This is a genomic window from Cupriavidus sp. 2TAF22, from assembly GCF_052115045.1.
Lineage (GTDB): Bacteria > Pseudomonadota > Gammaproteobacteria > Burkholderiales > Burkholderiaceae > Cupriavidus.
On sequence record NZ_JBFRFX010000040.1, the window covers coordinates 16379 to 41028 of the forward strand.

Below are 24650 nucleotides of genomic sequence, written 5' to 3' on the forward strand. Positions count from 1 at the left end.
AGTTGCTCGGGGCAGGCTATCAGATCAGGGGGCCTCGGTGGCACCGATTGCTGCCAAGCCGCGGCGCCCGACCTCTTCGTCCGCATCCGAGGGCCCGCCGCTGACTCCGATTGCGCCGACAAACYGGCCTTCAACATATACACCCAGGGACCCTTGCGACGGGAAGACCGGTCCGCCATACACAAGGGAGCTCATCTGGCCGAAAACGATGGGGTTTGCCTGATATCGTTTTACAAGCTCGGCTCCAGACACTCCACCAGTCGCTGCTGAAGCGATTGCCTTGCCGCGTGCGACATCAAACGTCGCAAACGGCGCCCCGTCCATTCTTACGCCGCTTAGAAAATGGCCGGAAGCGTCGACTATGACAATGCTGACAGCTAGTTTTCGGTCCTTGGCAAAGCGACTGGCGGCATCCGTAAGCCGAACCGCTGCGTCCGCGCTAAGGGTCTGCAACTGTGTCGTGTCTGCCGCAGACGCGACCGACGCGCAGATAAAGTGCATGCCCAAGACCAAGGCGATACCGGGAAGCTTCATGATTTTCCTATGATTGATGTCTCTTCGAGGCACCGTATCAGGCCGGCGCCAGTGCCGGCCTGACGGCCTGGATCAGAAGAGGTGCCGCATGCCCATCATGACCCCGCGCGGATCGCTCACGCTGGTCGCAGTGACCCCGTTCGGGATGTTGGAGAACGTGTAGTTTGCAAGATTCGTATTCCAGATCTTGCTTGCGTTGGCATAGAGCGTAGTGCGCTTCGACATGGCGTACTGGTAGCCGATCGAGGCCTGCTGCCCACGATTCGGTGTGCCCACCGATTCTTGAAAGCCATACGCCAGCAGCACCAGGCCAGCTCCGCCCACAGGAATGGTGGCGCCAATATGGAATCCGCGGTCCTTGAGGGTAGATTGCCCAGGTACCCAACGCGTAGCTTGGCGCACGTTCGCAAACAGCTTCACCAAGGGAAATTCATAGGTGGCGCCAAGTGCGCGCTCGTCCCGATCGGCACCCGCCACGGCACTAATGCTGTAGGTGCGTTCGTATGCGACGCCCAGCCACAGGGGACCGCGCGAATAGGTAAGGCTGCCGGCCGCCAACGTGTCGGCATCACGTGGGGCGTCGGTCCGTTCAGCGCCGAACGAGTAGATGGCGCTCCCCTGCAGCCCGCCAAGCTCCGGGCTCTCGTACCGGATAGAGTTGTCGGCACGTGCGGTCAAGCTACTGCCAGCAGGACCGCTATTCTGCAGGCGTCCCAAGGGACCATATGGCGAGAAGCCGAAGGCCGATGCCTGCCCCTCGATGTAGTAGATCGGCGTGTTCTGGCGGCCGAGTGTCACCGCGCCCCATTCGTTGCTGCTCAGACCGACCCAGGCCTGGCGCCCGAACAGACGACCACCTTGCTGCGCTGTGCCGCTGTCAAGTGCGAGGCCGGTCTCCAGCGTGAAGACCGCGGATACGCCCTTCCCCAGTTCCTCTTTGCCACGCAGGCCCCAGCGCGACTGATACAGGCCGCCGTCTTCCACGCGCGCAACATGGCTCGCACCGGTATTGACGTACTCCATGTACTGATCGGCTACACCATACAGGGTTACCCCCGATTCTGCTGCCGCGATGCCAGGTACCGCTGCAACCGCCATTACCCAGAGTGCTCCCATCCTCTTCATGCGCTCTCCTCCTGCTCCGTCCTGATTGACGATATGGTTCCTTCCGGCCTTTTACCGGTGAAGCAAGGGTATGAGTTGATGCTCGGCGGGTAATAACCCAATCGTCCCGTCAATTGGAAGGGTGTGCAGAATGCGACATCGGCTCAAGTCATTGCCAGGCGCGTTAAGCCAATGGGGAACCGCAGGCTTGAAAGCCGGATTTGGACAGCCGTTCAGAGTCGCGACGGGGAAAAAATCTCGACGGGCCAGCCAGCATCACTGTGCTGGACAGCCAACCGAAAGATGCGGGCAAGTTCGGCGCCGATGTGAACGAGGCTCGCCATCCGGGCAAGATCACCCTCGTGACCTTGACTATTACCGACGTGAGCGGCATACACCTGCGGCGGACCCTGTCCGGCCCGCAGCGTCTGCGATTCGCGGTCGGCGTGGCGCTGCGCGTACGCGTCGCCGTCCTGCGCCCTCAGATGCGCATCGACGATGTCATCCACATCGATCCGCGTGTGGGCACCCTGGCGCTCCAATTCCATCCAACGGGGTTGACCCGCCTAACCAGCTTGCCTGTGCCTCCAATATTGGCTCCGCCGCCACATTGATCGGGAACCCACAGAACATGCTGATCGGCCAGACGTTGCACATGCCGTTTTTCGCCTATGTTGGCGAGGCGATGGTGCCAGTCACCTTCGGACTTTTGGCAACTTGGGCATTGATTACTTGGCAGGTAAAGGGTCGCAGGTCGGCTCCCGCAAGCGCTGCGGGCACGTTTGATGAGGCGGCACGGCGTGCCGACGAAGTGCCGCTGGACCGCTGGCAGACTACCAAGGGACTCGCAGTTGCGGCAGTRCTACTCGTGGCGTTCCTTGTCGGGCTTTGGCCGCGCGAGCACGTGGCGCTCATCGGCGCGGGCGTGTTGTTGATGAACCGCAAAATGCATTCCACTCGGACGCTTGGCCTCGTCGACTGGGAGCTCCTGATCCTGTTCATGGCGCTCTTCGTGGTCAATCATGCGCTACAGCAATCCGGCGTCACCGCCGCCGTCATCAACGACCTCGCCGCTGCCGGTCTTCACCTCGACCGGCTTGCACCGCTATTCGGGGCCACCTTTTTTCTGTCGAACCTCGTATCGAATGTGCCGGCCGTGATGCTGCTACTACCGCTGGCGCAGCACGAGCTGGCTGGACCGCTCCTTGCCTTGGTCAGTTCGCTGTCCGGCATCCTGTTCATTAACGGACGAGTTCGGGCCACTGCATTCGGATACTCGAATTCAAAATCGGTCGCTCAAGCAGACGCGGGTGTCCTTTGCTCACTTGACACCGTCCCGCTAATGGGTGTCCGATAAAACGGGGTAACCCAAGGGCGGTCTGTTGATCGTGTTCTCGCTCGAAACGTTGCGCGAGCAACCCAAGAGCCTGTAAAGCCGTCGCAAGGGACGCGAGTGCGGCCCTTGCAATAGAAAATGTGATGCGAGATGCGCGCGCGAAGCATGAAGGCATAGCCCGTGGCAAAATCGCCCACCAAGACCAGCTCACCCGTACGACAGTAGCAGAAACATTTGTTCGACGGATCCGGTCCAGAGACAGCAATGGCAGTTACCGATTTGAGAGTGGAACAGGGCAGATGAACTCATTATTTTCTTTCGGTACTGAGACTGGCGTCGGCTTCCAGGTCGCATGGGAGGACGGCGATCGCGTTGTCGGTCGAGGCTCGCGACTCGGCCCAGATGGCGAGCCGAAGGCTGTGCTGGCTGTGTGGCCCGCGGCCGAGCACCCGCTGCCCTCTAGCCTCGCTCGCCTCGCACACGAATACGACTTGAAGGGCGCGCTGGACGGCAGTTGGGCGGTGCGGCCGCTAGAGCTTGTGCGGGAACATGGTCGGACTGTTTTGCTGCTTGAGGACCCCGGCGGCGAGCCGCTTGCCGGGCTACTGGGCGCCCCCATGGAGGTAGGCCGTTTCTTGCGCCTGGCCATCAGCATCACCACGGCCCTGGACCAGGTCCACCAGCGGGGTCTTATACACAAGGACATCAAGCCGGCCCATATACTGGTGAACGATGCCGCTATCGAGGCGCGGCTCACGGGCTTCGGCATTGCCTCGCGCCAGTCGCGCGAGCGCCAGGCACTGGCGCCACCGGAAGAGATCGCCGGCACGCTGGCCTACATGGCCCCCGAGCAGACCGGACGCATGAACCGGCCAATCGACGCGCGGAGTGACCTCTACTCGCTCGGCGTCACGCTCTATCAAATGCTCACGGGCGTGCTACCGTTCACCACCGACGACCCGATGGACCTGTTGCACAGCCATCTCGCCCGACAGCCAACCCCGCCGGCTGAACGGGTACCGTCGATCCCGCCATTGCTTTCCGCCATGGTGATGAAGCTGCTTTCCAAGACGGCGGAGGAGCGCTACCAGACCGCAGCGGGGCTGGAGGCCGATCTACGGCGCAGTTTGGCCACATGGGAAAACCGGGGAAGCATTGACACCTTCCCGCTCGGCGAGCACGACCTGCCTGATCGCCCATTGATTCCGGAGCGGCTCTATGGACGGAAGCGCGAGATTGAGACCTTGCTCGCAGCCTTCGATAGGGTGGTGACCCAGGGCACGTCAGAGATTGTGCTGGTCTCCGGCTACGCCGGTATCGGGAAGACCTCGGCCGTGCTTGCGTTGCGCAGCGCACTGGCTCTCAGGAATGGTCTCTTTGCCTCGGGCAAGTTCGATCAGTACAAGCGAGACATCCCGTATGCGACGCTGGCACAGGCTTTCCAGAATCTGGTCCGCCCACTACTGGGCAAGAGCGAGGCCGACTTGGCGCCCTGGCGCGCCGCACTGGCGGAGGCGCTGGGCCCGAATGGCGGCCTCATGGTGCCGCTCATACCCGGGCTCGGGCTGATTCTGGGGCCGCAGGCGCCGGTTCCGGAGCTGCCGCCGCGCGACGAACAGCTCCGATTCCAGATGGTTTTCCAGCGCCTGCTTGCCGTCTTTGCTCAACCCGCGCGTCCGCTGGCACTCTTTCTCGACGACCTGCAGTGGCTGGATGCGGCAACACTTGATCTGCTCGAGTATCTGGCGACCCAGCCGGAGGTACGCCACGTGCTGCTTATCGGAGCCTATCGGAATGATGAAGTCAAGCCTGGACATCCGTTGCTACTGCGATTGTCGGCAATCCGCCAGGCCGGGGGGCGGGTAAATGACATTGCACTTTGCCCCCTTGGGTTCGACGATGTAAGCAGACTCATCGTCGATGCCTTGCATTGCGCAACTGGGGACGCCGCACCTCTGGCCCGCCTGGTGCAGGAGAAGACTGGCGGTAACCCATTTTTCGCTATCCAGTTCCTCACCGCCCTGAGCGAAGAGGGGCTGCTCGTTTTCGATCATCGTGGCGCGCGCTGGTCCTGGGACCTTGAGCAGATTCGGGCGAAGGGCTTCACCGACAATGTGGTCGATCTCATGCTCGCCAAGCTGAGACGCCTTCCCGCGGCGACCCGTAACGCCCTGACGCAGTTGGCGTGTCTCGGTAATGACGCGCCGATCGCCATCCTGACCATGGTCCAGGATGCCAGCGAGGCGGAGCTGGACGCGGCCCTGTGGCCGGCGGTACGCGCCGGACTTGTGTTGCGTTTGGGAAATATCTACCGATTCCTGCACGATCGTATCCAGGAGGCGGCCTACGCCCTGATTCCTGAAGGCGCGCGGCCGGCAGCGCACCTCGCTATTGGCAGACAGCTCGCTGCGGGCACGCCGCCCGAGGCAATAGCTGAGCGTGTCTTCGAGATCGTCGGCCAGCTCAACCGTGGCGCCGACCTTATCACCGCGGCCGAGGAGCGGGAGCAAGTGGCTGAGCTGAATCTGCTCGCCGGCCAGCGCGCCAAAGCGTCCACGGCCTACGCCTCGGCGCTAACCTATCTCACCGCCGGTGCAGCGTTCGTGCAGGGGGACGCCTGGAAGCACCGGCCAAAGTTTGCTTTCGCGCTCGAGTTCCATCTCGCCGAATGCGAATTTCTGACCGGCGCGTCGGCCGCGGCGGACGCGCGCCTGGCCGAGCTTGCGTGCCGTCCCGCCAGCCTCCCCGATCTGGCCTCCATCACCCAGCTGCGGCTGGAGCTGTTTCTGGCCCTCGGCCAGCGCGAGCGCGCCGTCGAGGTGGGCCTCGACAGCCTGTACCGGGCCGGCGTCCAGTGTTCGGCACACCCGACAGATGAGGAGGTTCTGCAGGAATACGATCGGATGTGGCGGCAACTTGGCGACCGCCCGATCGAGGCGCTGCTCGACCTGCCGATGATGACCAATGCGGTCGCGTGCGAGACAATGGATGTCCTGACCGCGCTAATGCTGCCGGCCTGGTACACCGACGTGAACCTGGGCTCCCTCATCATCGGACGGATGGCAAACCTCAGCCTCGAGCATGGCAACAGCGACGCGTCGTGCCTCGCCTATACCTGGCTCGGCATGCTCCTGGGGCCTCGGTCCGGCGACTACAAGGCGGCATTCCGCTTCGGCCAGCTCGGCCTGAACCTGGTCGAGCAGCGCGGGCTGGACCGCTTCAGGGCCCGCGTCTACCAGGCTTTCGGCGGCCACGTGATGCAATGGACGCAACCCATCCGTGCCTCGCGCAGCCTGGTGCGGCGCGCTTTCGACGTGGCCAGCAAGCTTGGTGACCTTACCTATGCGTCCTTCGCGCGCAACAACCTCATTACGCAGTTGCTCGCCTGCGGCGATCCGCTTGCCGAGGTGCAGAACGAAGCCGAGGCCGCGATCGGCTTCGCGCGCCGGGCGAGGTTCGGTCTCGCCGTCGACCGGGTTACCCCCCAGCTCCAGCTAGCGCGAACTCTGCGCGGCCTGACCCCGATCTTCGGCGTCTTCGATGATGATGATTTCAACGAGGAACAGTTTGAGCGGTATCTGGATGAGGCTCCGGGCCCCGCCCTCGCCACCTGCTGGTACTGGATCCGAAAACTGCAGGCACGCCTCCTCGCCGACGACCACGCAGCCGCCATAACGGCGGCGGACAGGGCAGAAAGTCTCCTCTGGACATCGCCATCGTTCTTCGAGCAGGCGGAATACCACTTCTACGCAGCGTTGGCGCGGGCCGCATGCTGCAGCACGGCCGCCGCGCCAGAACGGACCCAGCACCTGGAGGCATTGGCCGTACATCATCGCCAGCTCCTTATCTGGTCCGAGCATTGTCCAGAGAATTTCGAGAACAGAGCCGCACTGGTTGGCGCGGAAATCGCCCGCCTCGATGGGCGCGAAGTTGATGCAATGGGCCTCTACGAGCAGGCCATCCGCTCTGCACAGGACAATGATTTCATCCATAACCAGGCACTCGCCAACGAGTTGGCCGCGCGATTCTATGCTGCGCGTGGCTTTGAAAAGATTGCCCGCGTGTATTTGCAGGATGCCCGCCATGGCTATCTCCGCTGGGGCGCCGGCGGTAAGGTGCGGCAACTCGATGCGTTGTATCCGCACCTCTGGGGGGAAGAGCGAGCACCCGCACCGACGACGACGATCGGGGCGCCAGTCGAACACCTGGACCTCGCCACCGTGATTGCGGTGTCGCAAGCTGTGTCCGGCGAGATCGTCCTGGACAAATTACTCGACACCCTCATGCGCACCGCGATTGAACAGGCCGGCGCGGAACGGGGACTGCTGATCCTGCCCCGAGGGGCCGATCAGCGCATCGCAGCAGAGGCTACGACCGGTGGCGATATTGTCACGGTGCAGCTCCGCGACGAGAGCGTGACTGCGACTGCGCTGCCGGTATCGATGCTCCACTATGTCTTGCGCACCGGCGAGAACATTATTCTCGACAATGCCGCGACACAGAACCCATTTTCCGCCGATCCGTACATTCTGCAGCATCATGCCCGATCGATTCTCTGCCTGCCACTGCTCACACAGGCCAAGCTCATCGGGGTGCTTTACCTCGAGAACAACCTCTCACCACGCGTCTTCGCGCCGAGCCGAACCGCCGTGCTGAAGATGCTCGCCTCGCAGGCCGCGATCGCCCTGGAGATTACTTGTTTGTATCGGGATCTCGCACAACGCGAAGCGAAGATCCAGCGCCTGGTTGAGGCCAACATCATCGGGATCTGTATCTGGCACCTGGACGGCCGAATCCTCGAGGCCAATGACGCGTTCCTCCGCATGCTGGGCTACGACCGCGAGGACCTCGCCTCAGCCCCCTTGCGCTGGACGGACCTGACGCCCCCGGACTGGCGCGAGCGTGACGCACGGTTGCTCCAGGACCTTCGGATCAACGGGACCTTGCCGCCGTTCGAAAAAGAGTTCTTCCGCAAGGATGGAAGCCGCGTGCCCGTCCTGCTAGGGTGCGCGACATTCGAAGAGGGTGGGGACCAAGGTGTCTCCTACATACTTGATCTAACCGAGCGCAAGCGCGCCGAGGAGGCACTGCACCAGGCACAGGCCGAACTGGCACACGTTACCCGCGTGACGACGTTGAACGCGCTGACCGCCTCGATCGCTCACGAGGTCAACCAGCCGTTGACCGCCATCGTCGCCAACGCCAATGCGGCCCTGCGCTGGCTCGCTCGCCAGCCGCCCGATCTCGCCGAGGTGCGAGAGACGTTGGGGCGCGTCGTTCAGGATGGCCATCGGGCTGGCGCAGTGATTGGAGGAATGCGTGCGCTGCTTAAGAAGACGGCCGCCGTCACGGTGCACCTTGACATGAACACCCTTATCGAAGACACGATTGGCCTCATCCGGGGAGAGGTAAGCCGCCATCAAGTCCTGCTCCGGACGGAGCTGGCGCCGGACCTGCCGCCGGTTGTGGGTGACCGGGTGCAGTTGCAGCAGGTGCTCCTGAACCTGATGATGAATAGCATCGAGGCAATGAAAGAGGTGGCAGAGCGGCCGCGGGAATTGCTGATTCGGTCAAGCCTCGACGCATCCGGCGCTGTGCTGGTTGCCGTTCAGGATGCTGGCATCGGACTGGAGCCGGAAGATCCGGAGCGGGTTTTCCAGACGTTCTTTACTACCAAGGCCGAAGGTCTGGGCATGGGCCTGGCGATCTGCCGGTTGATCGTCGAGGCACATGGAGGGCGGCTGTGGGCCAGCCCCAACGCGCCTTGCGGGGCCGTGTTTCAGTTCACCCTGCCGCCTCAAGACTAGATGCCGCCCGCCGACGGCGGGCGGCTACAGGGACTCAAAGCAGCGACTCGCAAATGCCGAGCTGCTGTGCCATCAATACAAGCTCGGCAAAGGTGCGCGCCTTCATCTTGCGCATGGCCTGGCCGCGATGAATTTTCACGGTGACCTCGCTGATACTTAGCTCGCTGGCGATCTGCTTGTTCAGCAGACCGGTCACCACCATGCGCATGACCTCGGCCTCACGCGGCGTCAGGCCCTGGTAGCTGGCTCGCAGTTCATCCAGCTTACGCATGCCATGGCGGCGATGCTGATCCTTTTGCAAGGCGGCCGCCACGGCATCGAGCAGGACCTGCTCGCGGAATGGCTTCGCCAAAAAATCCTCAGCACCAGCCTTCATAGCGGCAACGGTCATGGGGATGTCGCCGTAACCAGTCATAAAAATGATTGGGACTTGGATGCCCATTTGGGACAGCCGAGTCTGTAGGTCCAGGCCACTCTGCCCGCGGAGCCTGACATCGAGCAGAAGGCAAGTGGGCGCGTCCGGGAACTCGAATGCTAGCAGTTCGGCAGCGGATGCGAACAGTGCGACGCGCATCCCGACTGATCGGAAGAGGTTCTCCAACGCGCCGCGAAGCATCGCGTCGTCATCAACGATTAGCACCATCGCTTCATCACTCGCACTGGTGTCCGCGGTTACGAAGCTGTTGATTGTCACAGTCAATCTCCAGTGCACTCATCGGTGCGCGGGTCTGGGCAGGCCCACTCACGCCAATTTGGCATGATCCCCGCAAAACTTTGTATTACATCACATTGCCGAGATCCTGAATACTTATACCATGGGGTTAGTTCGGCGTGGCTCTCGGAGCCAGCCCCAGCCAGCCAGCCAGTATGCAGGGTGCAACACATCAGAGTCGCACACAGCCCTATGTCTCCTCACGCCGCAAGGGCCGGGGAAGCTATTCCCGTTTGCTGTGGCACGGCCTAGCGGTGTCGCGATGAAACCAAGGCGCGCACGACTAATACGAATCGACAATGGCCATGGCCGACAGCGCCGACTATTCTTGCGTCAGGTTGCGATCCGGATACAAACGCCAGTCGCGGCCCTTATGCCTAGCCGCCCCGACGCGGCTCTGTCGCGGCGGCTGGTGCCGCGGCAGCCCTACTCTCGCCCCCAACAGGAGCACGCAATGTCCAATCCCAAGCTTGAAGTCCTCACCCCGCAGAACAGCCAGCTGATCTTCATCGACCATCAACCGCAGATGGCTTTCGGCGTCCAGTCGATGGACCGCCAGGCGATGAAGAACAACGTCGTCGGCCTGGCCAAGGCGGCCAAGATCTTCAATATCCCGACGACGATCACCACCGTCGAGAGCGAGTCGTTCTCGGGCTTCACCTATCCGGAACTGCTCGACGTGTTTCCGGACCAGAAGACGCTGGAGCGCACCTCTATGAACTCGTGGGACGACCAGAAGGTGCGCGATGCGTTGAAGGCCAACGGCCGCAACAAGGTGATCGTGGCCGGCCTGTGGACTGAGGTCTGCAACACCACCTTCGCGCTGTGCGCCATGCTCGAAGGCAACTACGAGATCTACATGGTCGCCGACGCTTCGGGAGGCACAAGCAAGGAAGCCCACGATTATGCGATGCAGCGCATGGCCCAGGCCGGCGTGGTGCCGGTGACCTGGCAGCAGGTGCTGCTCGAATGGCAGCGCGACTGGGCCCACCGCGACACGTATGACGCCGTAATGAAGCTGGTGAAGGAACACTCGGGCGCCTACGGCATGGGTGTCGACTACGCGTACACGATGGTCCACAAGGCCGCCCAGCGCACGGCCACGGCGCATGAAGCCATCGCCCCGGTGCCCGCACGCTAAACAGCTGATCAAGAAAAAGACAGTCATCGGCCTACGCACGATTTCCGCGCATAGGCCGATGCAACCAGCGATCTCATTCATCCAGGATTTCGTGCCAACTTTCGGCTAGCCCTGATCATGCAAAAAGAACACACCCAGGACCCAGGTCACAACATCGATGCATCGCGCCGGCAACTGCTGGTAGGCAGCACCGTTGGCGCCGCGGCCGCATCAGTGGCTTCGATTGTCGCACTAACGCCCACGGCCGCGGAAGCCGCGCCAGCCAGCAGCCGCGCCACAAAGCAGGACCACTACGTCACGACCAAAGACGGCACGCGCATCTTCTACAAGGACTGGGGCACGGGCCGCCCGGTGGTGTTCTCCCACGGCTGGCCGCTCCATGCCGACGCCTGGGACGCCCAGATGCTGTTCCTCGTGCAGAAGGGCTTTCGGGTGATCGCCCATGACCGGCGCGGCCATGGCCGTTCGGACCAGCCCGCGCAGGGCAATGACATGGACACCTACGCCGACGACCTGGCCGCGCTGCTGGACGCCCTCGACATCAAGGGCGCAACGCTGGTCGGTCACTCCACCGGCGGCGGCGAGGTGGCGCACTACATCGGCCGTCATGGCACGAAGCGCGTGGCCAAGGCGGTGCTGATCGGCGCGGTGCCGCCTATCATGCTCAAGACCGCGGCCAATCCGAACGGCCTGCCGATGGAGGTGTTCGACGGCATCCGCAAGGGCGTGGCGGAAAACCGCTCGCAATTCTACAAGGACCTGGCCGTGCCGTTCTTCGGTTTCAACCGGCCCGGCGCCAAGGTTTCGCAAGGCACCATCGATGCGTTCTGGGCGCAGGGCATGGCCGGTGGCCTCCTGGGCCAGTACGCCTGCATCAAGGAGTTCTCGGAAGTGGACTACACCGAGGACCTGAAGAAAATCACCGTGCCGACGCTGATCCTGCACGGTGACGACGACCAGATCGTACCTATCGGCAATTCGGGCCGCCTGTCGGCCAAGATCGTCAAGAACGCCACGCTCAAGGTATATCCGGGTGCGTCGCACGGCATGTGCGTGATCAACGCCGACCAGGTCAATGCTGACCTGCTGGCCTTCCTGAACGCATAAGCCGAGATGTCCATTACCCGCCGGCACTTCATCGCCTCGGCTGCCGCCCTCGGTGCGGCAGCCTCTTCGGAGCTACTCGCCATGTCACCGACCCCGACTCCCGACCTCATCCTCGTCAACGGCAAGTTCGCCACGCTCGACCGTACCAACCCGCAGGCCGACGCCGTGGCCATGCGCGATGGCCGCTTCGTCGGCGTCGGCACGCGACAGGACATCATGAAACTGGCCGGGGCGCAGACGAAGGTTGTCGACCTAAACGGCCGGCGGGCCATCCCCGGGCTGATCGACAGCCACATGCACATCATCCGCGGCGGCCTGAACTACAACATGGAGCTGCGTTGGGACGGCGTGCGCTCGCTGGCGGACGCCATGCGCATGCTCAGGGACCAGGTCGCCCGCACGCCCGCCCCGCAATGGGTGCGCGTGGTGGGCGGCTTTACCGAGCACCAGTTCGCAGAAAAGCGCCTGCCGACCATCGAGGAACTGAACGCGGTAGCGCCCGACACGCCGGTGTTCATCCTGCACCTGTATGACCGCGCGATCCTGAACGGCGCGGCGCTGCGCGCGGTGGGCTATACCAAGGACACGCCAAATCCGCCGGGCGGCGAGATCGTGCACGACAAGGCTGGCAATCCCACCGGCCTGCTGCTGGCCAAGCCGAACGCGACGATTCTGTATGCGACGCTCGCCAAGGGGCCGAAGCTGCCGCCCGAATACCAGAAGAACTCCACGCGCCACTTCATGCGAGAGGTGAACCGCCTGGGCGTGACCGGCGTGATCGACGCCGGCGGCGGCTACCAGAACTACCCCGAGGACTACAACATCATCGAGGAGCTGCACAAGGACGGGCAGCTCACGGTGCGGCTGGCGTACAACCTGTTCACGCAGAAGCCGAAGGAAGAACTCAGCGACTTCAAGACGTGGACGTCGACGGTGCAGCCCGGCCAGGGCGATGACCTCTATCGCCACAACGGCGCCGGTGAAATGCTGGTCTACACGGCGGCGGACTTCGAGGACTTCCGCGTCGAGCGCCCCGACATGGCGCCGTCGATGGAAGCCGATCTGGAGCCGGTGATCCGCCTGCTGGCGGAGAAGCGCTGGCCGTGGCGGCTGCATGCCACCTACGACCAGACCATCTCCCGTGCGCTGGATGTCTATGAGAAGGTAGCCAAAGACATCCCGTTCAACGGCCTGAACTGGTTCTTCGACCACGCCGAGACGATTTCCGACCGCAATATCGACCGCATCGCCGCGCTCGGTGGCGGCATCGCGGTGCAGCACCGCATGGCCTACCAGGGCGAGTACTTTGTCGAGCGCTATGGCGCACGCGCTGCCGAAGCCACGCCGCCGGTCAAGAAGATGCTGGAAAGAGGCGTGAAAGTCGGCGCCGGCACCGACGCCACACGCGTGGCCTCGTACAACCCGTGGGTCTCGCTGTACTGGCTGACCACGGGCAAGACCGTCGGCGGCATGTCGATGTATCCACAGGCCAACCTGCTCGATCGCGAAACGGCGCTGCGCCTGTGGACCGAGGCCAACACCTGGTTCTCATCTGAAGTGGGCAAGAAGGGCCAGATCAAGGTGGGCCAGCTGGCCGACCTGGCCGTGCTGTCGGCCGACTACTTCGCCGTGCCGGGCGACGACATCCAGGACATCACGTCTGTGATGACGGTGCTGGGCGGCAAGGTGGTCTATGGCGACAACGAATTCGGCAAGCACTCGCCGGACATTCCGCCGGCGATGCCGGACTGGTCTCCGGCCCGTCATGGCAGCCAGTACCAGCCGCGCCCGACGGCCAAGGCAAAGCAGCTCGCGATGAACACCGCCTGTGGCTGCGCCAGCTCGTGCGGCGTGCATGGTCATGCTCACGCCAAGGCCTGGACATCGAGCGTGCCGACGTCGGACGAAAGCAGCTTCTGGGGGGCGCTGGGCTGCTCGTGCTGGGCGTTCTGAACGTTCCCGGCCGCTAACGCATCTCGCAATCCGTACCGTATTGAAACCGGAGACCCGCCATGCATTCCTCGTCTTCTCCGCTGGTGGCAGCCGGCAATTCCTCCCACCTGCTGCCGCGCTGGGTGCGCTGGATCGCCCTGCTGCTGCTTTGCGCGGCGTACCTGCAAGGCGGGCTGGTCAAGCTGTTTGACTTCTCCAGCGCAGTGACAGAGATGCAGCGCTTCGGCCTGTCGCCCGCCGTGCCGCTGGCTGCGGCGACGATTGCGCTGGAGCTTGGTGCGTCGGCAATGATCCTGACCGGCTTCTGGCGCTGGCTAGGCGCACTGGCGCTGGCGGCGTTCACGCTGATGGCCACGTTCCTGGCCAACCGGTTTTGGAGCGCACCGCCCGAGGCGTAGTTCATGATGGCTAACGCGTTCTTCGAACATCTGGGCCTGGTGGGTGGGTTCCTGCTCGTGGCGTGGGATGACCTTCGCACGCGGAGACAACCATGACGCAATCTGCCACCTCGGCAGCCAGGCCTGCATCGGGGGGCACGTTTGCCCCGCTGGCCCAACCCACGTTTGCGGTACTGTGGGTGGCCACGATCCTCGGTAACATTGGCAGCTTCATGCGCGATGTGGCCAGCGCATGGCTGGCAACCGATCTTTCCACTTCACCGGCGGCGGTCGCCACGATCCAGGCGGCTGCCACGCTGCCAGTATTCCTGCTAGCGATTCCGGCCGGTGTGCTCTCCGACATCCTCGACCGGCGCCGCTTCCTGATCGTGATCCAGATCGGACTGGCCATGGTCAGTGGCACGCTGATGCTGCTGGCGTGGCGCCAGGCGCTGACAATCGAAATCCTGATTGGGCTGGCGTTCGTCGGCGGTGTGGGTGCGGCGATGATGGGGCCGACGTGGCAGTCGATCGTGCCCGAACTCGTGCCGCCGAGCACGCTGCGACAGGCCGTGGCGCTGAACTCGCTGGGCGTGAACGTCGCCCGTGCGATTGGACCGGCTACCGGGGGTCTGCTGCTCGCGGCATTCGGCGCGGCTGCCACGTATAGCGCAGACCTGCTCAGCTATGTGTTCGTCATCGCTGCGCTGATCTGGTGGAAGCGTCCCGAAAAGCCAAGCGATCCGCTGCGCGAACACTTCTTCAGCGCTTTCCGAGCAGGCTTACGCTTCACACGCGCGCACAGCAAGCTGCACGTAGTATTGGCGCGCGCTGCCGTGCATTTTGCCTTCGGCAGCGGCGTATGGGCGTTGTTGCCGCTGGTAGCCCGTCAGCTGCTGCATGGCGGTGCCGGCCTCTATGGCGTGTTGCTGGGCGCAGTGGGCGCTGGCGCGATCCTTGGCGCGCTGACGATGTCCAGGCTGCAGCAGCGGCTCGATGCAGATGGCATGGTGCTATTGTCCGCGATCGTCACGGCGGTCGTCATGGCGGCTCTGTCGAGCGCACCACCCATATGGCTGGCATTGCCGCTGCTATTGCTGCTTGGCGCCGCGTGGATCATGGCGCTGACCACGCTCGGCGGCGCGGCGCAGGCGATCCTGCCGAACTGGGTGCGCGGCCGCGCGCTGGCGGTCTACCAGATGGTGTTCAACGGCGCGCTGGCAGGTGGCAGCCTGGTCTGGGGCTTTGTGGCGCAGGCACTGGGCACACCGCATGCGCTGCTGATCGCCGCGGCGGGGCTGGTCGTTACCGCGCTGATCCTGCACCGCATGCGGCTGCCGCGCGGCGAAGAAGACCTCGGTCCCGCACGTCACTGGCCCGAACCGGAGATGGCCGGCGAGATCGCGCACGACCGTGGTCCGGTGATGATCCTGATCGAATACTGCATCCCGCCCGCCAACCGCGATGCGTTTCTGCATGCGGTGCACAAGCTGTCGGAAGAGCGTTTGCGTGACGGCGCGTTCAGCTGGGGCGTGATGGAAGATCCGGCCAACCCCGAACTGCTGACCGAGTGGTTCCTGGTCGAGTCGTGGGCCGAGCACCTGCGCCAGCACGAGCGCGTACCGCACGCCGATGCCGATGTGCAGCGCGACTTGGCCAGCTTCCACGTGGGCGTCGAGCCGCCCCACGTGAGACACCTGCTCGGCCTGGGCTTGCCGCCGGCGTGACGTCGCACCGATTTCCCCCTCTCCAACCTTGTCACATATGAAACTCTATCTCATCTCCCTTGGCGCCGGCATCCTGGTCGGCATTATCTATGCACTGATGCAGGTCCGCTCGCCTGCGCCGCCCGCAATTGCTTTGATCGGGCTGCTGGGCATGCTGATTGGCGAGCAGGTTGTGCCGCCGGTCAAGCGCATGCTGGCCGGCGAGCCCGTCACCATTGCATGGTTCCGCGGCGAATGCGTCCCGAAGATTACGGGTACACCGCCCAAAGCGGACACGGCCGTTGAACCGTCGGCATCCCTCCCCGCGCGTAGCAAGGAAGGGAACCAATAACAGCATGAGCCGCTCCCGAAAGCAGCCCGAAGCACCTGCCAGCCGCACTAACGCAATCGCGCCCCGGCGCATTCACGTGGCCCTGGCTGCGTCTTTGGCCGCGGCCGCGGCACCTCTGCCGTGGCGGACAACAACGTCGCGATCTATGGCCGGCTGAACACGGCGATCGAGTATGTGACCGTGACCACCGCAACCGACGGCACCAGATTGGGCAATACGGCGCGGCTCACGAATAACCGCTCTGTGTTCGGCTTACGGGGCGAGGAACAGTTGGCCAACGGGATCAAGGCGATCTGGCAAATCGAAAGCGCCCTGTCGATTGACAACGGCACGGGGCAAATCGCCGCGCGAGATACCCGGCTCGGCCTTCAGAGCCCGTACGGCACCCTATTCATGGGCAACTGGGACACACCATACACAAGTGCGACCAAGAGCTACGACCCGTTACCCCACCACTGCGGGTTACATGGCGCTGATAGGCAATGGCGCTGCCTCTACCAGCGACAATGTCCAGAACACCAGCTCATTTGATCGACGGCAGAAGAACTCGTTGTACTACCAGTCGCCGACGTGGCACGGCTTGAGCGGCGCCATCGCCTGGGGATTGCCGGAAGAGAAAACAACGGTGCCGCGCAATCCGGCGCTGTATTCCTTTGCCACCGCCTATGACCACGGCAACCTGAACCTGACGCTCGCCTATGAAATCCACCAGCACTATCAGACCAGCGGACGCAACGACGACGCAATCAAAGCAGGTGTTCGACGACGGCCAGAGGCAGCGGCTGTTCGCGAACATCGCGGTGGCGATGCAGGGCGTGCCCGAGGAGATCGTGCGCGTGCAGATTGAGAATTTCACCAAGGCCGATCCGACCTATGGTGAAGGAATCCGGCGTGCAGTGAACTGCCTAAAGTAAGCTGACCGATTCACCGCTGTCCTGCTCCGGAGGGCAGCGGGAACTTGAGTCGGTACCAGCAAGACTGGCACTTGCCGCGGTCTGCGATCGAGCGGCTGGCGGCACCAAGCCAAGTCTCGTGCCTTCGACGATTTCAGCAAGATAACGCGTCACTGCGGGCAAGCAGGCCGACTGCAGGCTAAGGACGCGACGCTGCTCCGCTACTACAGCAGCATCGACAATCCCAATAGCGCCATCTACCATCAATCATCAATCATCAAACGGTCCCGGGGCCGCCCGCACCCACAAGGACTTTTGAATATGCGGTGCCATTTCGAAGCAACCATGTATGTAATACCTTGGTATGAATCGGACAGAATAGCTGGCCGGCTCACTATCGCGGGGGGACTGATTTTCCTGGCCAGCGTGACTTCATCGCAACGTAGCGTGGGACGTGCACCCGAGGAATCGGCAATACCATCGTATGATAGGGTATGCACCGGTTTGGCGTTACTATTCCAGCAGAGCATTGCCAGCGCTCAACGCGTATACAAGGAGTCAGTGTGATAGCTCGCGCCACGATCGCAATAGTTGACGACGATGTCGCTGTCCGAAATGCCGTGGGCGGGCTGCTGCGTTCGCTCGATCTTGGCGTGCAATTGTTCGGAGGCGGTCAAGAGCTACTGCGGTGCACTTCGCTGCCTTGCCTGTCCTGCGTGATCACAGACGCGAAAATGCCCGGCATGGACGGCTTCGCTTTGATAGAGGCCCTGCGCGCACGCAATCTCGATATGCCTGTCATTTTCATGACTGCATTTGCGCATGAGGGATTCGATCAGCGTGCCATGGCATTGGGTGCGACGTGCGTCCTTTACAAGCCCTTCCAGGATACGGACATGATCCACTGCATTGAAAAAGCGTTGCGTCCTCGCAAGACGGACACTCCTCCATCGTGAGTGTGTCGTGCAGTCCTTACATGACCTTCGTCCTCTGCACGCCGCCCGATGCCGTCCCTACGCTCGGGTTGCGGTTCTAAGCTGTCGAGGCCGCAGCCGGATAGCAGGCTGCTCAGCAGCTTCGGACTTAGAGGGAAGCAGCACGAGACCGAGAGTTTGCGCAAGTAGCACCAGATAAGCGAAACTCCGAGCCCTCATTTTTCGCATTGCCTGGCATCGATGAACTTTGACAGTCACCACGCTGATGCACATGGCGGCGGCAATCTCCTTGTTTGTCAAACCTGATGTGGCATGCGCCATGACCTCACTCTCCCGCAGCGTCAGGGAACGAAAGCAGTCGCGCGCTGCAGCCAGTCGGCACAAATGCTCACGTCGCGAGCCCTCCTTCTGTAGTGCCTCCGTGACGGCATCGAGCAGTTCCTGTTCACGGAACGGCTTGGAAAGAAAGTGTTCTGCTCCCGCCTTCATGGCAGCAACCGTCATCGGAATGTCCCCGTAGCCGGTCATGCGCCATCGCAAACAGCTCGCCGCTCAATTCACGGCCTGGCGCGAATGCACTGAAGTCGCCCAAGATCCGTCAATGTCAGCCGGGAACGGGCTATTATTCCAAGGCACTGCGCGCAGTGTTTTCGCCAGGACAAGCACTGTAGAGAGGTTTCCCAATATGCTAACAAGGAAAGAGGCGATATGGAGATGAAACACTTTGCAGCCACCGTCGCCGTCTTGGCTGCCGGTAGTGCGTATGCCCAGTCCAGCGTGACACTGTATGGCCTGATTGACGTTGGCATCGAGTACCAAAACCACCAACCCGGCGGCGACCATGGCGTGACGCGCATGACCTCCGGCAACCTGGCAGGCAGCCGCTGGGGCCTGCGCGGCGTGGAAGACCTCGGAGGTGGCCTGAAGGGTGTCTTCGTGCTGGAAAACGGCTTCACGGTGGACGACGGCAAGTCATCCTTCGCAGGCCGCCTGTTTGGTCGCCAGGCCTATGTTGGCCTGCAGAACAATTGGAACGCCCTGACCCTGGGCCGGCATCAGACGCCGTTCCATGATTTCAACGTTGACTTCGACCCGATGGCCGTCAGCACCAACTACTCGATCCTGGGGCAGGACGCCGCTTTCGGCAGCCGTGCCGATAACTCGGTCAAGTACATCGGCACCTTCAGTGGCCTGTCCGCCAAGGCGCTGTACAGCTTTGGCGCGAACACCGGCGCCGGCGCCTCTGGTGAAGTCCCTGGCAGCCCGAGGATCGGGCGCGAGTACAGTGCCAGCCTGACCTACGCTGCGGGTCCGTTCGCTGTCGGCGCCATCTACGACTCAACCAATCCCGGCGCGGCCGCGACCGGTCCCCTGACGGAGGCCGAAATCCGCCGCGCCGGCCTGGCCGGCTCGTACTCCATCGGCCCCGCCAAGGCCTACGCCGGATATCGTTGGGCCAAGGCGCTCGGTGGCGCCACGCTCCCGGGTAATCTCGGCGCTAACAACGTCTCTAATCTGTACTGGCTGGGTCTGCGCTATCAGCTGATCCCGGCATTGTCCCTGACCGGCGTTGCCTACTTCCAGGACTTCCGGGGCACCAAGGCGGATCCGTGGAGCTTCGTGGCATCGGCTGACTACGCGCTGTCCAAGCGTACCGATGCCTACTTGAACCTCGGTTACACCAAGAACAAGGATGGCTCGAATTTAGGCCTGACCGCAGGTGGCACCGGCTCCATTCAGGGGACCGGCTTCGGCACGGTTTCCGGCTCGGAAAACCAGTTCGGTGCGGTGCTTGGCATCCGTCACAAGTTCTAGCAGGCTGGCCCGTCAGTCTTGATCAGGGGGCGAGGGTCGCGTCATGGTTGAACGCGCCGCCTCGCAGGTTTTCACGCCAGCACCAGCCTGGCCTGCCACCGCTGGCGGCATAGCGCCGCCAGCAGCAGTACCGGCAGCAGGACACAGCAGAAGCTGACGGCAGCGAACGCCAGCGCGCCCAGCACCGCACCGGCGGCAAAGCCCGCCACAGCGGGCAACATCTTGCGCAAGCGCACGTGGATCGCGCCTGCCTGCTCAGGCCCGGCCGACGACAAATCGACCAGGTCGATCACGATCTGGGTAGTATTACCGGTCATGATCGTGGTAGCGGCCCCTGACCAAGATACGCCCAAGCCGCTATCATAATCCTTCTGGTTATATAAGAAGCGATACTAATTACTTGTGGAAATAAGCAGCAAACTGTCACCTGACCCAGCTAGGCTGGCCGGCCTTTCAGCGATTGTCGAGATCCTGTATGGCCACCGTCGAGCGTACCGCCTACCCGCGTTTCCCGAAGGTCTTTTCCCTCAAGGAATTGCGGGCCTGTTACACACCAAGCGCGGAAGAGCTGGACTGGGCAACCCGGTCCACACGCGGGCAAGAATCCCGACTTGGTCTGCTGGTGCTCCTGAAGGTCTTTCAGCAGTTACACCACTTCCCGGACCTTGACACTATTCCTGCCAGCGTGACGGAGTTGGTGCGCATCAGTGCCGGCCTGAGCCTAGGTACGAAGTTTGGCTACGACCGGAAGGTGTCGCCGACCTTGTTCCGGCACTACAGGGCCGTGCGAGAATTCCTTGGCATCCAGGCCTACCTCGGCACCGCTGCCAACGAGGTTACTATCCGCGCTGCGCGCGACGCCGCCGAAACGATGGACCAGCCGGTAGATATCATCAACGCGACGATCGATGCGCTGGTCCTGCGTCAGATCGTTGCTGACGTTGAATACGCCTATAGGCAATACCTCTCCGCTCGCATTGGCGGCAGTCCAAGGCCGCACTGAGCACTGCCCCAACGTTACGATTCCTCCTCGTCGAAACGGGGGCGCAATGGAGAGCCAGAAACGCGTGGGGTATCACGATTTAAAAGCCTATACGCAGCTCCTGTCCTCTGGGAAGCATCAGGGATTCGTCCTGGTGAAACACCACACACTCGCTGGCATTGTTCAGACGGTCTTTCGAGCGGGAAGATCGATCACGGAGGAAGCTGAGGCGTTTGCACAAGCAGAAGGCAAAATGGAGCATCTAGTCAATATTCTCACGGCTTAAGCAATCGTCGCGGGCCTTGCCACGCGTCGACCGTCTTCCGGTGCCGCGCCGCGCAATCCCCTAGCGCCCCCAGCAGATCCCGCATAACCCATTCCTGCCAGGCGTCATTTCGGCCAGTAACGCGCACGCCCGGACGATGTCGGGCTGGTCGAAGCCTTGATGAATCGCGCAAGCGACGCCTCGACCGCCTTATGCGGATTTGTGCGCTCTTGCGAAGTTCGCAGCGTTGTCCATGACAGGGGGCACGCAGTTCAAGCGGAGCGCGCGTTGGGCTGTGGTGATTTCGGTGCATGGCGCCCATGAGCCTGCGGCCCACTTGCCCCTTCGAATGACTGCTTGAGCATTAGACGCAGTCGTAGAGGCTGCCCCAGGCCGAAGGGCAGCTCTTGCCGACTGACACTGGCGTCGCGGATCTCGGGGTCGATCAGGCGCTTGTCGGCCATCGGGCGTCATTCGTCTGAGCGCCGGACCGGACATTCAAGCGTCTGCCTCGAACAAATAGCGGCCTCTCACCCGTCGTTGATGTTCAGTATGGAGCCGCCTGTAGATTACCGAATGCCGCGGGCCTATTCCGCGCTCCACGCATTGTCGTAGAAGACATGCGCTCCGATACATGCGCATCGGAGCGTTTCGCGCTTTATGTCCGCAAGGGCCTTAATCCTGCGCGCACTTCACTCGCGAAAATCATCGGTTCTTCCCACGCCGCAAAGTGCCCACCTGTTTCAGGTTTATTGAAGTAGATCAGGTTGTGATAGGCCTTTTCGGTCCAGCTCCTCGGCGCCTGGTAATTTTCCCCCGGAAACGCGCTGACGGCAGCCGGCACGTTGACGTCGGCTGCAAGGAAGAAGTTCGAGTGCGATTCCCAGTAGAAACGCGCTGCCGAGATGCCAGTATTGGTCAGCCAATATAGCGTGATGTCGTCAAGCAGGTCGTCTCGCGTCAGCGCGCCGGCGGAATGGCCGTTGACGGGATGACCGAGCACGGCCGCGCTCAACGCCGCGGCGGGCTGGCCGTAACCGTCGCCATGGTCGAGGAGCCAGGAAGCCAGCGCGACGGGCGAGTCGGCGAGTCCATATAGCGTTTGCGGGCGCGTACCCATTTCGAGTGCATATCCGCGCTTTCTCTTGAAGTTTGCGCTCAATTGCTCATACCCATGCTTTTCCTCATCCGACAAGCCAGCGGGCGTCGGATCGCCCGCGACAAGCGACTTGAGAATGTCCGCCGGCACGGACGCAGGGAAGTTCACGTGTATGCCGATCAGTTCAGGTGGCGCCTGCATGGCCATGATGTTGGTCAGAACGCCGCCGAGATCGCCGCCTTGCGAAGCAAATTTGTCGTAGCCAAGGCGCTTCATAAGCACGACCCACGCGCGCGCGGTGCGCTCCGGCCCCCAGCCAGTCGTGGTGGGCCTGGCAGAGAATCCGTAGCCAGGCAAGGACGGAATCACGAGATGGAACGCATCTGAAGCCGGAGCGCCGTACGCGGTCGGATTGACGAGCGGATCAATGATCTTGAACTGTTCGATGACTGATCCAGGCCAGCCGTGCGTCACGATCAACGGCATCGCGTTTTCGTGCTTCGACCGTACATGGATGAAATGGATATCGAGCCCGTCGATCTCGGTCATGAACTGCGGATACGAATTCAGTCGCGCTTCGCATTTGCGCCAGTCATAGCCGGTCGCCCAGTATTGAGCGAGCCCTTGGATGGTTGCGAGCTGAATGCCCTGCGATTCGTCGGGCACGGTCTCACGGTCCGGCCAGCGCGTGGCCTTGATGCGCCGCCGCATGTCGACGAGCTGCGATTCGGGGACGTGAACGCGGAACGGGCGAATCGCGGTCTTGTCGCCGATCGCAGGCTCCGTGATCTTGCCGAATGCCAGGCTTGTGCCTGCGAAGCCGAGCGGGCTCAGCGAGCCGGCGGCGGTCGCTGCGACGGCCGTACCGACAAAGTGCCGGCGCGATGAGGATATGGGAGCGTTGTTTGACATGGGATCGGTCTCCAGCCTTAAACTGTGTGTTGCCTTGCGAGTCAAGTCAGATGTGTGCAGCCTCACGAAGGCTTATATGCTCATTGGCTTGCGGCCCGTGAGCTTGAACAGGTCAATTGTCATGCGGGCGCATCGTCTCTACGCGAACTGGCTTGAAGCCCGCGCGAAGCTCTTCGGAAAAAAGCATCGGCTGCTCCCAGGCCGCAAAGTGCCCGCCCTTGTCGACCTTGTTGTAATAGACGAGATTGGGATACGCCCGCCCCGTCCAACTCCGCGGCGCCTGATATTGCTCGCCGGGGAACACGCTCACGGCCACCGGGATCTTGACGCCTTTGGCATTAAAGAAGCCGCCCTTGTATTCCCAGTAGAGACGAGATGCCGAAACACCAGTATTCGTCAGCCAGTACAGCGTGATGTTGTCGAGGATTTCGTCGCGCGTCAGTTCGCCTGTAGCGCTGCTGGTCCGCTGCAGAGCCGAGGCGACTGCCGCAGCCGGTTGACCATCGGCATCGTTATGGTCGAGGAGCCACGCGGCGAGGCCGACAGGTGAATCGGCAATGCCGTAGAGCGTTTGCGGACGCGAGCCCATCAGCCGGGCGTAGTTCACTTCCTTGAACGTCAGGTCGAGCTGCTCGAAGGCGCGTTTCTCCTCCGCTGACAGGCCGGCTGGCGCCGGGCCGCCGATCTGGAGCACCTTGTCGATGTCGGCTGGAACCGTCGCGGGCATATTGGTGTGGATGCCAAGCAGTCCCTGAGGAGCCTGCAATCCCATTTGATCGACGACAAATGCACCCCAGTCGCCGCCCTGGGCGACATAGCGGGTGTAGCCGAGGCGCTTCATCAAGACTGCCCATGCCTTGGCCATGCGCTCGGGACCCCAGCCGGTGCTCGTCGGCTTGCCTGAAAATCCATAGCCGGGCATTGACGGAATCACCACGTGGAAAGCGTCCGATGCGCTCGCACCGTGGGCTGTGGGATTGGTCAATGGATCGATGATCTTCAGTTGCTCGATGATCGAGCCGGGCCATCCGTGGTTGATGATCAGCGGCAAGGCATTGTCATGCTTCGAACGAACGTGGATGAAGTGAATGTTCAACCCGTCGATTTCGGTTATGAACTGCGGCAGAGCATTCAGCTTCGCCTCGACCTTGCGCCAGTCGTAACCGGTCGCCCAATAGCGCGCGAGTGCCTGAATCGTCGCGAGCTGCACACCTTGGGATTCATCCGAAACAGTTTCCCGCTCAGGCCAATTTGTTTCCCTGATGCGTCGACGCAATTCGACGAGCTTTGATTCCGGAAAATTCACATGAAACGGATGCACGGCAACCCCGTCACTGCCCTGAAGTGGGGCACCTGTAGTCATGGCATTTGCATGCTGTGAGAGATTGAAAATTCCGAGCGATCCCGCGGTAACGCTTGCCGCCGCGGCTGCGGAAAAGCGACGGCGATTGAAATTGGGCTTATCTTGCATATCAAATTTCTCGGCAAGTGGAAGGATTGGGGCGTCGTGGTCGTCAGTGGTGTTACTCCACCGAGTACACAGCTTGTAAATTGATTGACTGGCCGTTTATCGATTGACGCGATATCGGGAATGGTTCCGCCCTCGCTTCGTGGAGGACT

17 protein-coding genes and 4 pseudogenes are annotated in these 24650 nt (G+C 62.3%); 13 read left to right on the forward strand and 8 right to left on the reverse strand.

Annotation, left to right across the window (positions count from 1 at the left end):
• Positions 1-24 precede the first annotated feature (24 nt).
• The 3 genes from AB4Z48_RS32515 to AB4Z48_RS32525 form a co-directional block, all read right to left on the reverse strand.
• Positions 25-534: a GlcG/HbpS family heme-binding protein gene (locus tag AB4Z48_RS32515; RefSeq protein ID WP_441621658.1), complete on the reverse strand. Its 510-nt coding sequence runs from the start codon at positions 532-534 to the stop codon at positions 25-27.
• Positions 535-606: 72 nt separating this feature from the next.
• Positions 607-1659 carry a porin gene (locus tag AB4Z48_RS32520; RefSeq protein ID WP_441621660.1) on the reverse strand — a complete coding sequence of 351 codons (1053 nt, stop codon included), beginning with the start codon at positions 1657-1659 and terminating at the stop codon, positions 607-609.
• Positions 1660-1871: 212 nt separating this feature from the next.
• Positions 1872-2186, reverse strand: a complete 315-nt coding sequence (locus AB4Z48_RS32525; protein WP_441621728.1) for a hypothetical protein — start codon at positions 2184-2186, stop codon at positions 1872-1874.
• Here AB4Z48_RS32525 and AB4Z48_RS32530 point away from each other — a divergent pair.
• Both AB4Z48_RS32530 and AB4Z48_RS32535 read left to right on the forward strand, forming a co-directional pair.
• Positions 2180-2995, forward strand: coding sequence for an SLC13 family permease (locus tag AB4Z48_RS32530; protein WP_441621720.1), 816 nt, complete (start codon positions 2180-2182; stop codon positions 2993-2995). The two genes, AB4Z48_RS32525 and AB4Z48_RS32530, sit on opposite strands and share 7 nt — an antisense overlap.
• 278 nt (positions 2996-3273) lie before the next feature.
• Positions 3274-8781 carry a trifunctional serine/threonine-protein kinase/ATP-binding protein/sensor histidine kinase gene (locus tag AB4Z48_RS32535; protein ID WP_441621662.1) on the forward strand — a complete coding sequence of 1836 codons (5508 nt, stop codon included), beginning with the start codon at positions 3274-3276 and terminating at the stop codon, positions 8779-8781.
• 34 nt (positions 8782-8815) lie between these two features.
• Here the strand turns inward: AB4Z48_RS32535 and AB4Z48_RS32540 are convergent, their stop codons facing one another.
• A complete protein-coding gene (locus tag AB4Z48_RS32540; protein WP_441621722.1) occupies positions 8816-9424 on the reverse strand; it encodes a response regulator transcription factor in 609 nt (202 codons plus the stop codon).
• 523 nt (positions 9425-9947) lie between these two features.
• Between AB4Z48_RS32540 and AB4Z48_RS32545 the strand changes: the two genes are divergently transcribed.
• The 9 genes and pseudogenes from AB4Z48_RS32545 to AB4Z48_RS32585 all read left to right on the forward strand — a co-directional run bounded on the left by AB4Z48_RS32545 (position 9948) and on the right by AB4Z48_RS32585 (position 17978).
• Positions 9948-10634 carry a hydrolase gene (locus AB4Z48_RS32545; RefSeq protein ID WP_441621664.1) on the forward strand — a complete coding sequence of 229 codons (687 nt, stop codon included), beginning with the start codon at positions 9948-9950 and terminating at the stop codon, positions 10632-10634.
• A gap of 117 nt (positions 10635-10751) precedes the next feature.
• Positions 10752-11741: an alpha/beta fold hydrolase gene (locus tag AB4Z48_RS32550; protein WP_441621666.1), complete on the forward strand. Its 990-nt coding sequence runs from the start codon at positions 10752-10754 to the stop codon at positions 11739-11741.
• Between the two features lie 6 nt (positions 11742-11747).
• Positions 11748-13694 (forward strand): amidohydrolase, encoded by a 1947-nt coding sequence (locus tag AB4Z48_RS32555; protein ID WP_441621667.1) that lies wholly within the window; start codon positions 11748-11750, stop codon positions 13692-13694.
• 59 nt (positions 13695-13753) lie between these two features.
• Positions 13754-14188, forward strand: a pseudogene (locus tag AB4Z48_RS32560) (DoxX family protein).
• Positions 14185-15798, forward strand: coding sequence for an MFS transporter (locus tag AB4Z48_RS32565; protein ID WP_441621669.1), 1614 nt, complete (start codon positions 14185-14187; stop codon positions 15796-15798). Before AB4Z48_RS32560 ends, AB4Z48_RS32565 begins: the two are co-directional and overlap by 4 nt.
• A gap of 37 nt (positions 15799-15835) precedes the next feature.
• Positions 15836-16129: a XapX domain-containing protein gene (locus AB4Z48_RS32570; RefSeq protein WP_441621671.1), complete on the forward strand. Its 294-nt coding sequence runs from the start codon at positions 15836-15838 to the stop codon at positions 16127-16129.
• 120 nt (positions 16130-16249) lie between these two features.
• Positions 16250-16889: pseudogene (locus AB4Z48_RS32575) on the forward strand (porin); the annotation flags it as partial.
• Between the two features lie 46 nt (positions 16890-16935).
• Complete coding sequence (locus tag AB4Z48_RS32580; protein WP_441621673.1) at positions 16936-17043, forward strand: hypothetical protein; 108 nt, start codon at positions 16936-16938, stop codon at positions 17041-17043.
• Positions 17044-17585: 542 nt separating this feature from the next.
• Positions 17586-17978, forward strand: coding sequence for a response regulator transcription factor (locus AB4Z48_RS32585; RefSeq protein WP_441621675.1), 393 nt, complete (start codon positions 17586-17588; stop codon positions 17976-17978).
• A gap of 57 nt (positions 17979-18035) precedes the next feature.
• Here the strand turns inward: AB4Z48_RS32585 and AB4Z48_RS32590 are convergent.
• Positions 18036-18485, reverse strand: a pseudogene (locus tag AB4Z48_RS32590) (response regulator transcription factor); the annotation flags it as partial.
• Positions 18486-18665: 180 nt separating this feature from the next.
• Here AB4Z48_RS32590 and AB4Z48_RS32595 point away from each other — a divergent pair.
• Positions 18666-19772, forward strand: a complete 1107-nt coding sequence (locus tag AB4Z48_RS32595) for a porin (RefSeq protein ID WP_441621676.1) — start codon at positions 18666-18668, stop codon at positions 19770-19772.
• A gap of 71 nt (positions 19773-19843) precedes the next feature.
• On the opposite strand, the gene AB4Z48_RS32600 is transcribed toward AB4Z48_RS32595, so the two are convergent.
• Positions 19844-20125, reverse strand: a complete 282-nt coding sequence (locus tag AB4Z48_RS32600) for a DUF1275 family protein (RefSeq protein ID WP_441621678.1) — start codon at positions 20123-20125, stop codon at positions 19844-19846.
• 122 nt (positions 20126-20247) lie between these two features.
• Here AB4Z48_RS32600 and AB4Z48_RS32605 point away from each other — a divergent pair.
• Positions 20248-20703: pseudogene (locus tag AB4Z48_RS32605) on the forward strand (DUF4158 domain-containing protein); the annotation flags it as partial.
• Positions 20704-21677: 974 nt separating this feature from the next.
• Here the strand turns inward: AB4Z48_RS32605 and AB4Z48_RS32610 are convergent.
• Both AB4Z48_RS32610 and AB4Z48_RS32615 read right to left on the reverse strand, forming a co-directional pair.
• Positions 21678-23030: an alpha/beta fold hydrolase gene (locus tag AB4Z48_RS32610; RefSeq protein ID WP_441621679.1), complete on the reverse strand. Its 1353-nt coding sequence runs from the start codon at positions 23028-23030 to the stop codon at positions 21678-21680.
• 112 nt (positions 23031-23142) lie between these two features.
• A complete protein-coding gene (locus AB4Z48_RS32615; RefSeq protein WP_441621681.1) occupies positions 23143-24501 on the reverse strand; it encodes an epoxide hydrolase family protein in 1359 nt (452 codons plus the stop codon).
• Positions 24502-24650 lie beyond the last annotated feature (149 nt).

What these genes read in the sequence shown, in the direction of transcription:
- AB4Z48_RS32520 (WP_441621660.1), bottom strand. Translation starts at nt 1,659, where the DNA reads ATGAAGAGGATGGGAGCACTCTGGGTAATGGCGGTTGCAGCGGTACCT.
- AB4Z48_RS32525 (WP_441621728.1), bottom strand. Translation starts at nt 2,186, where the DNA reads ATGGAATTGGAGCGCCAGGGTGCCCACACGCGGATCGATGTGGATGAC.
- AB4Z48_RS32535 (WP_441621662.1), top strand. Translation starts at nt 3,274, where the DNA reads ATGAACTCATTATTTTCTTTCGGTACTGAGACTGGCGTCGGCTTCCAG.
- AB4Z48_RS32540 (WP_441621722.1), bottom strand. Translation starts at nt 9,424, where the DNA reads ATGGTGCTAATCGTTGATGACGACGCGATGCTTCGCGGCGCGTTGGAG.
- AB4Z48_RS32545 (WP_441621664.1), top strand. Translation starts at nt 9,948, where the DNA reads ATGTCCAATCCCAAGCTTGAAGTCCTCACCCCGCAGAACAGCCAGCTG.
- AB4Z48_RS32550 (WP_441621666.1), top strand. Translation starts at nt 10,752, where the DNA reads ATGCAAAAAGAACACACCCAGGACCCAGGTCACAACATCGATGCATCG.
- AB4Z48_RS32555 (WP_441621667.1), top strand. Translation starts at nt 11,748, where the DNA reads ATGTCCATTACCCGCCGGCACTTCATCGCCTCGGCTGCCGCCCTCGGT.
- AB4Z48_RS32565 (WP_441621669.1), top strand. Translation starts at nt 14,185, where the DNA reads ATGACGCAATCTGCCACCTCGGCAGCCAGGCCTGCATCGGGGGGCACG.
- AB4Z48_RS32570 (WP_441621671.1), top strand. Translation starts at nt 15,836, where the DNA reads ATGAAACTCTATCTCATCTCCCTTGGCGCCGGCATCCTGGTCGGCATT.
- AB4Z48_RS32580 (WP_441621673.1), top strand. Translation starts at nt 16,936, where the DNA reads ATGCAGGGCGTGCCCGAGGAGATCGTGCGCGTGCAGATTGAGAATTTC.
- AB4Z48_RS32595 (WP_441621676.1), top strand. Translation starts at nt 18,666, where the DNA reads ATGGAGATGAAACACTTTGCAGCCACCGTCGCCGTCTTGGCTGCCGGT.
- AB4Z48_RS32610 (WP_441621679.1), bottom strand. Translation starts at nt 23,030, where the DNA reads ATGTCAAACAACGCTCCCATATCCTCATCGCGCCGGCACTTTGTCGGT.
- AB4Z48_RS32615 (WP_441621681.1), bottom strand. Translation starts at nt 24,501, where the DNA reads ATGCAAGATAAGCCCAATTTCAATCGCCGTCGCTTTTCCGCAGCCGCG.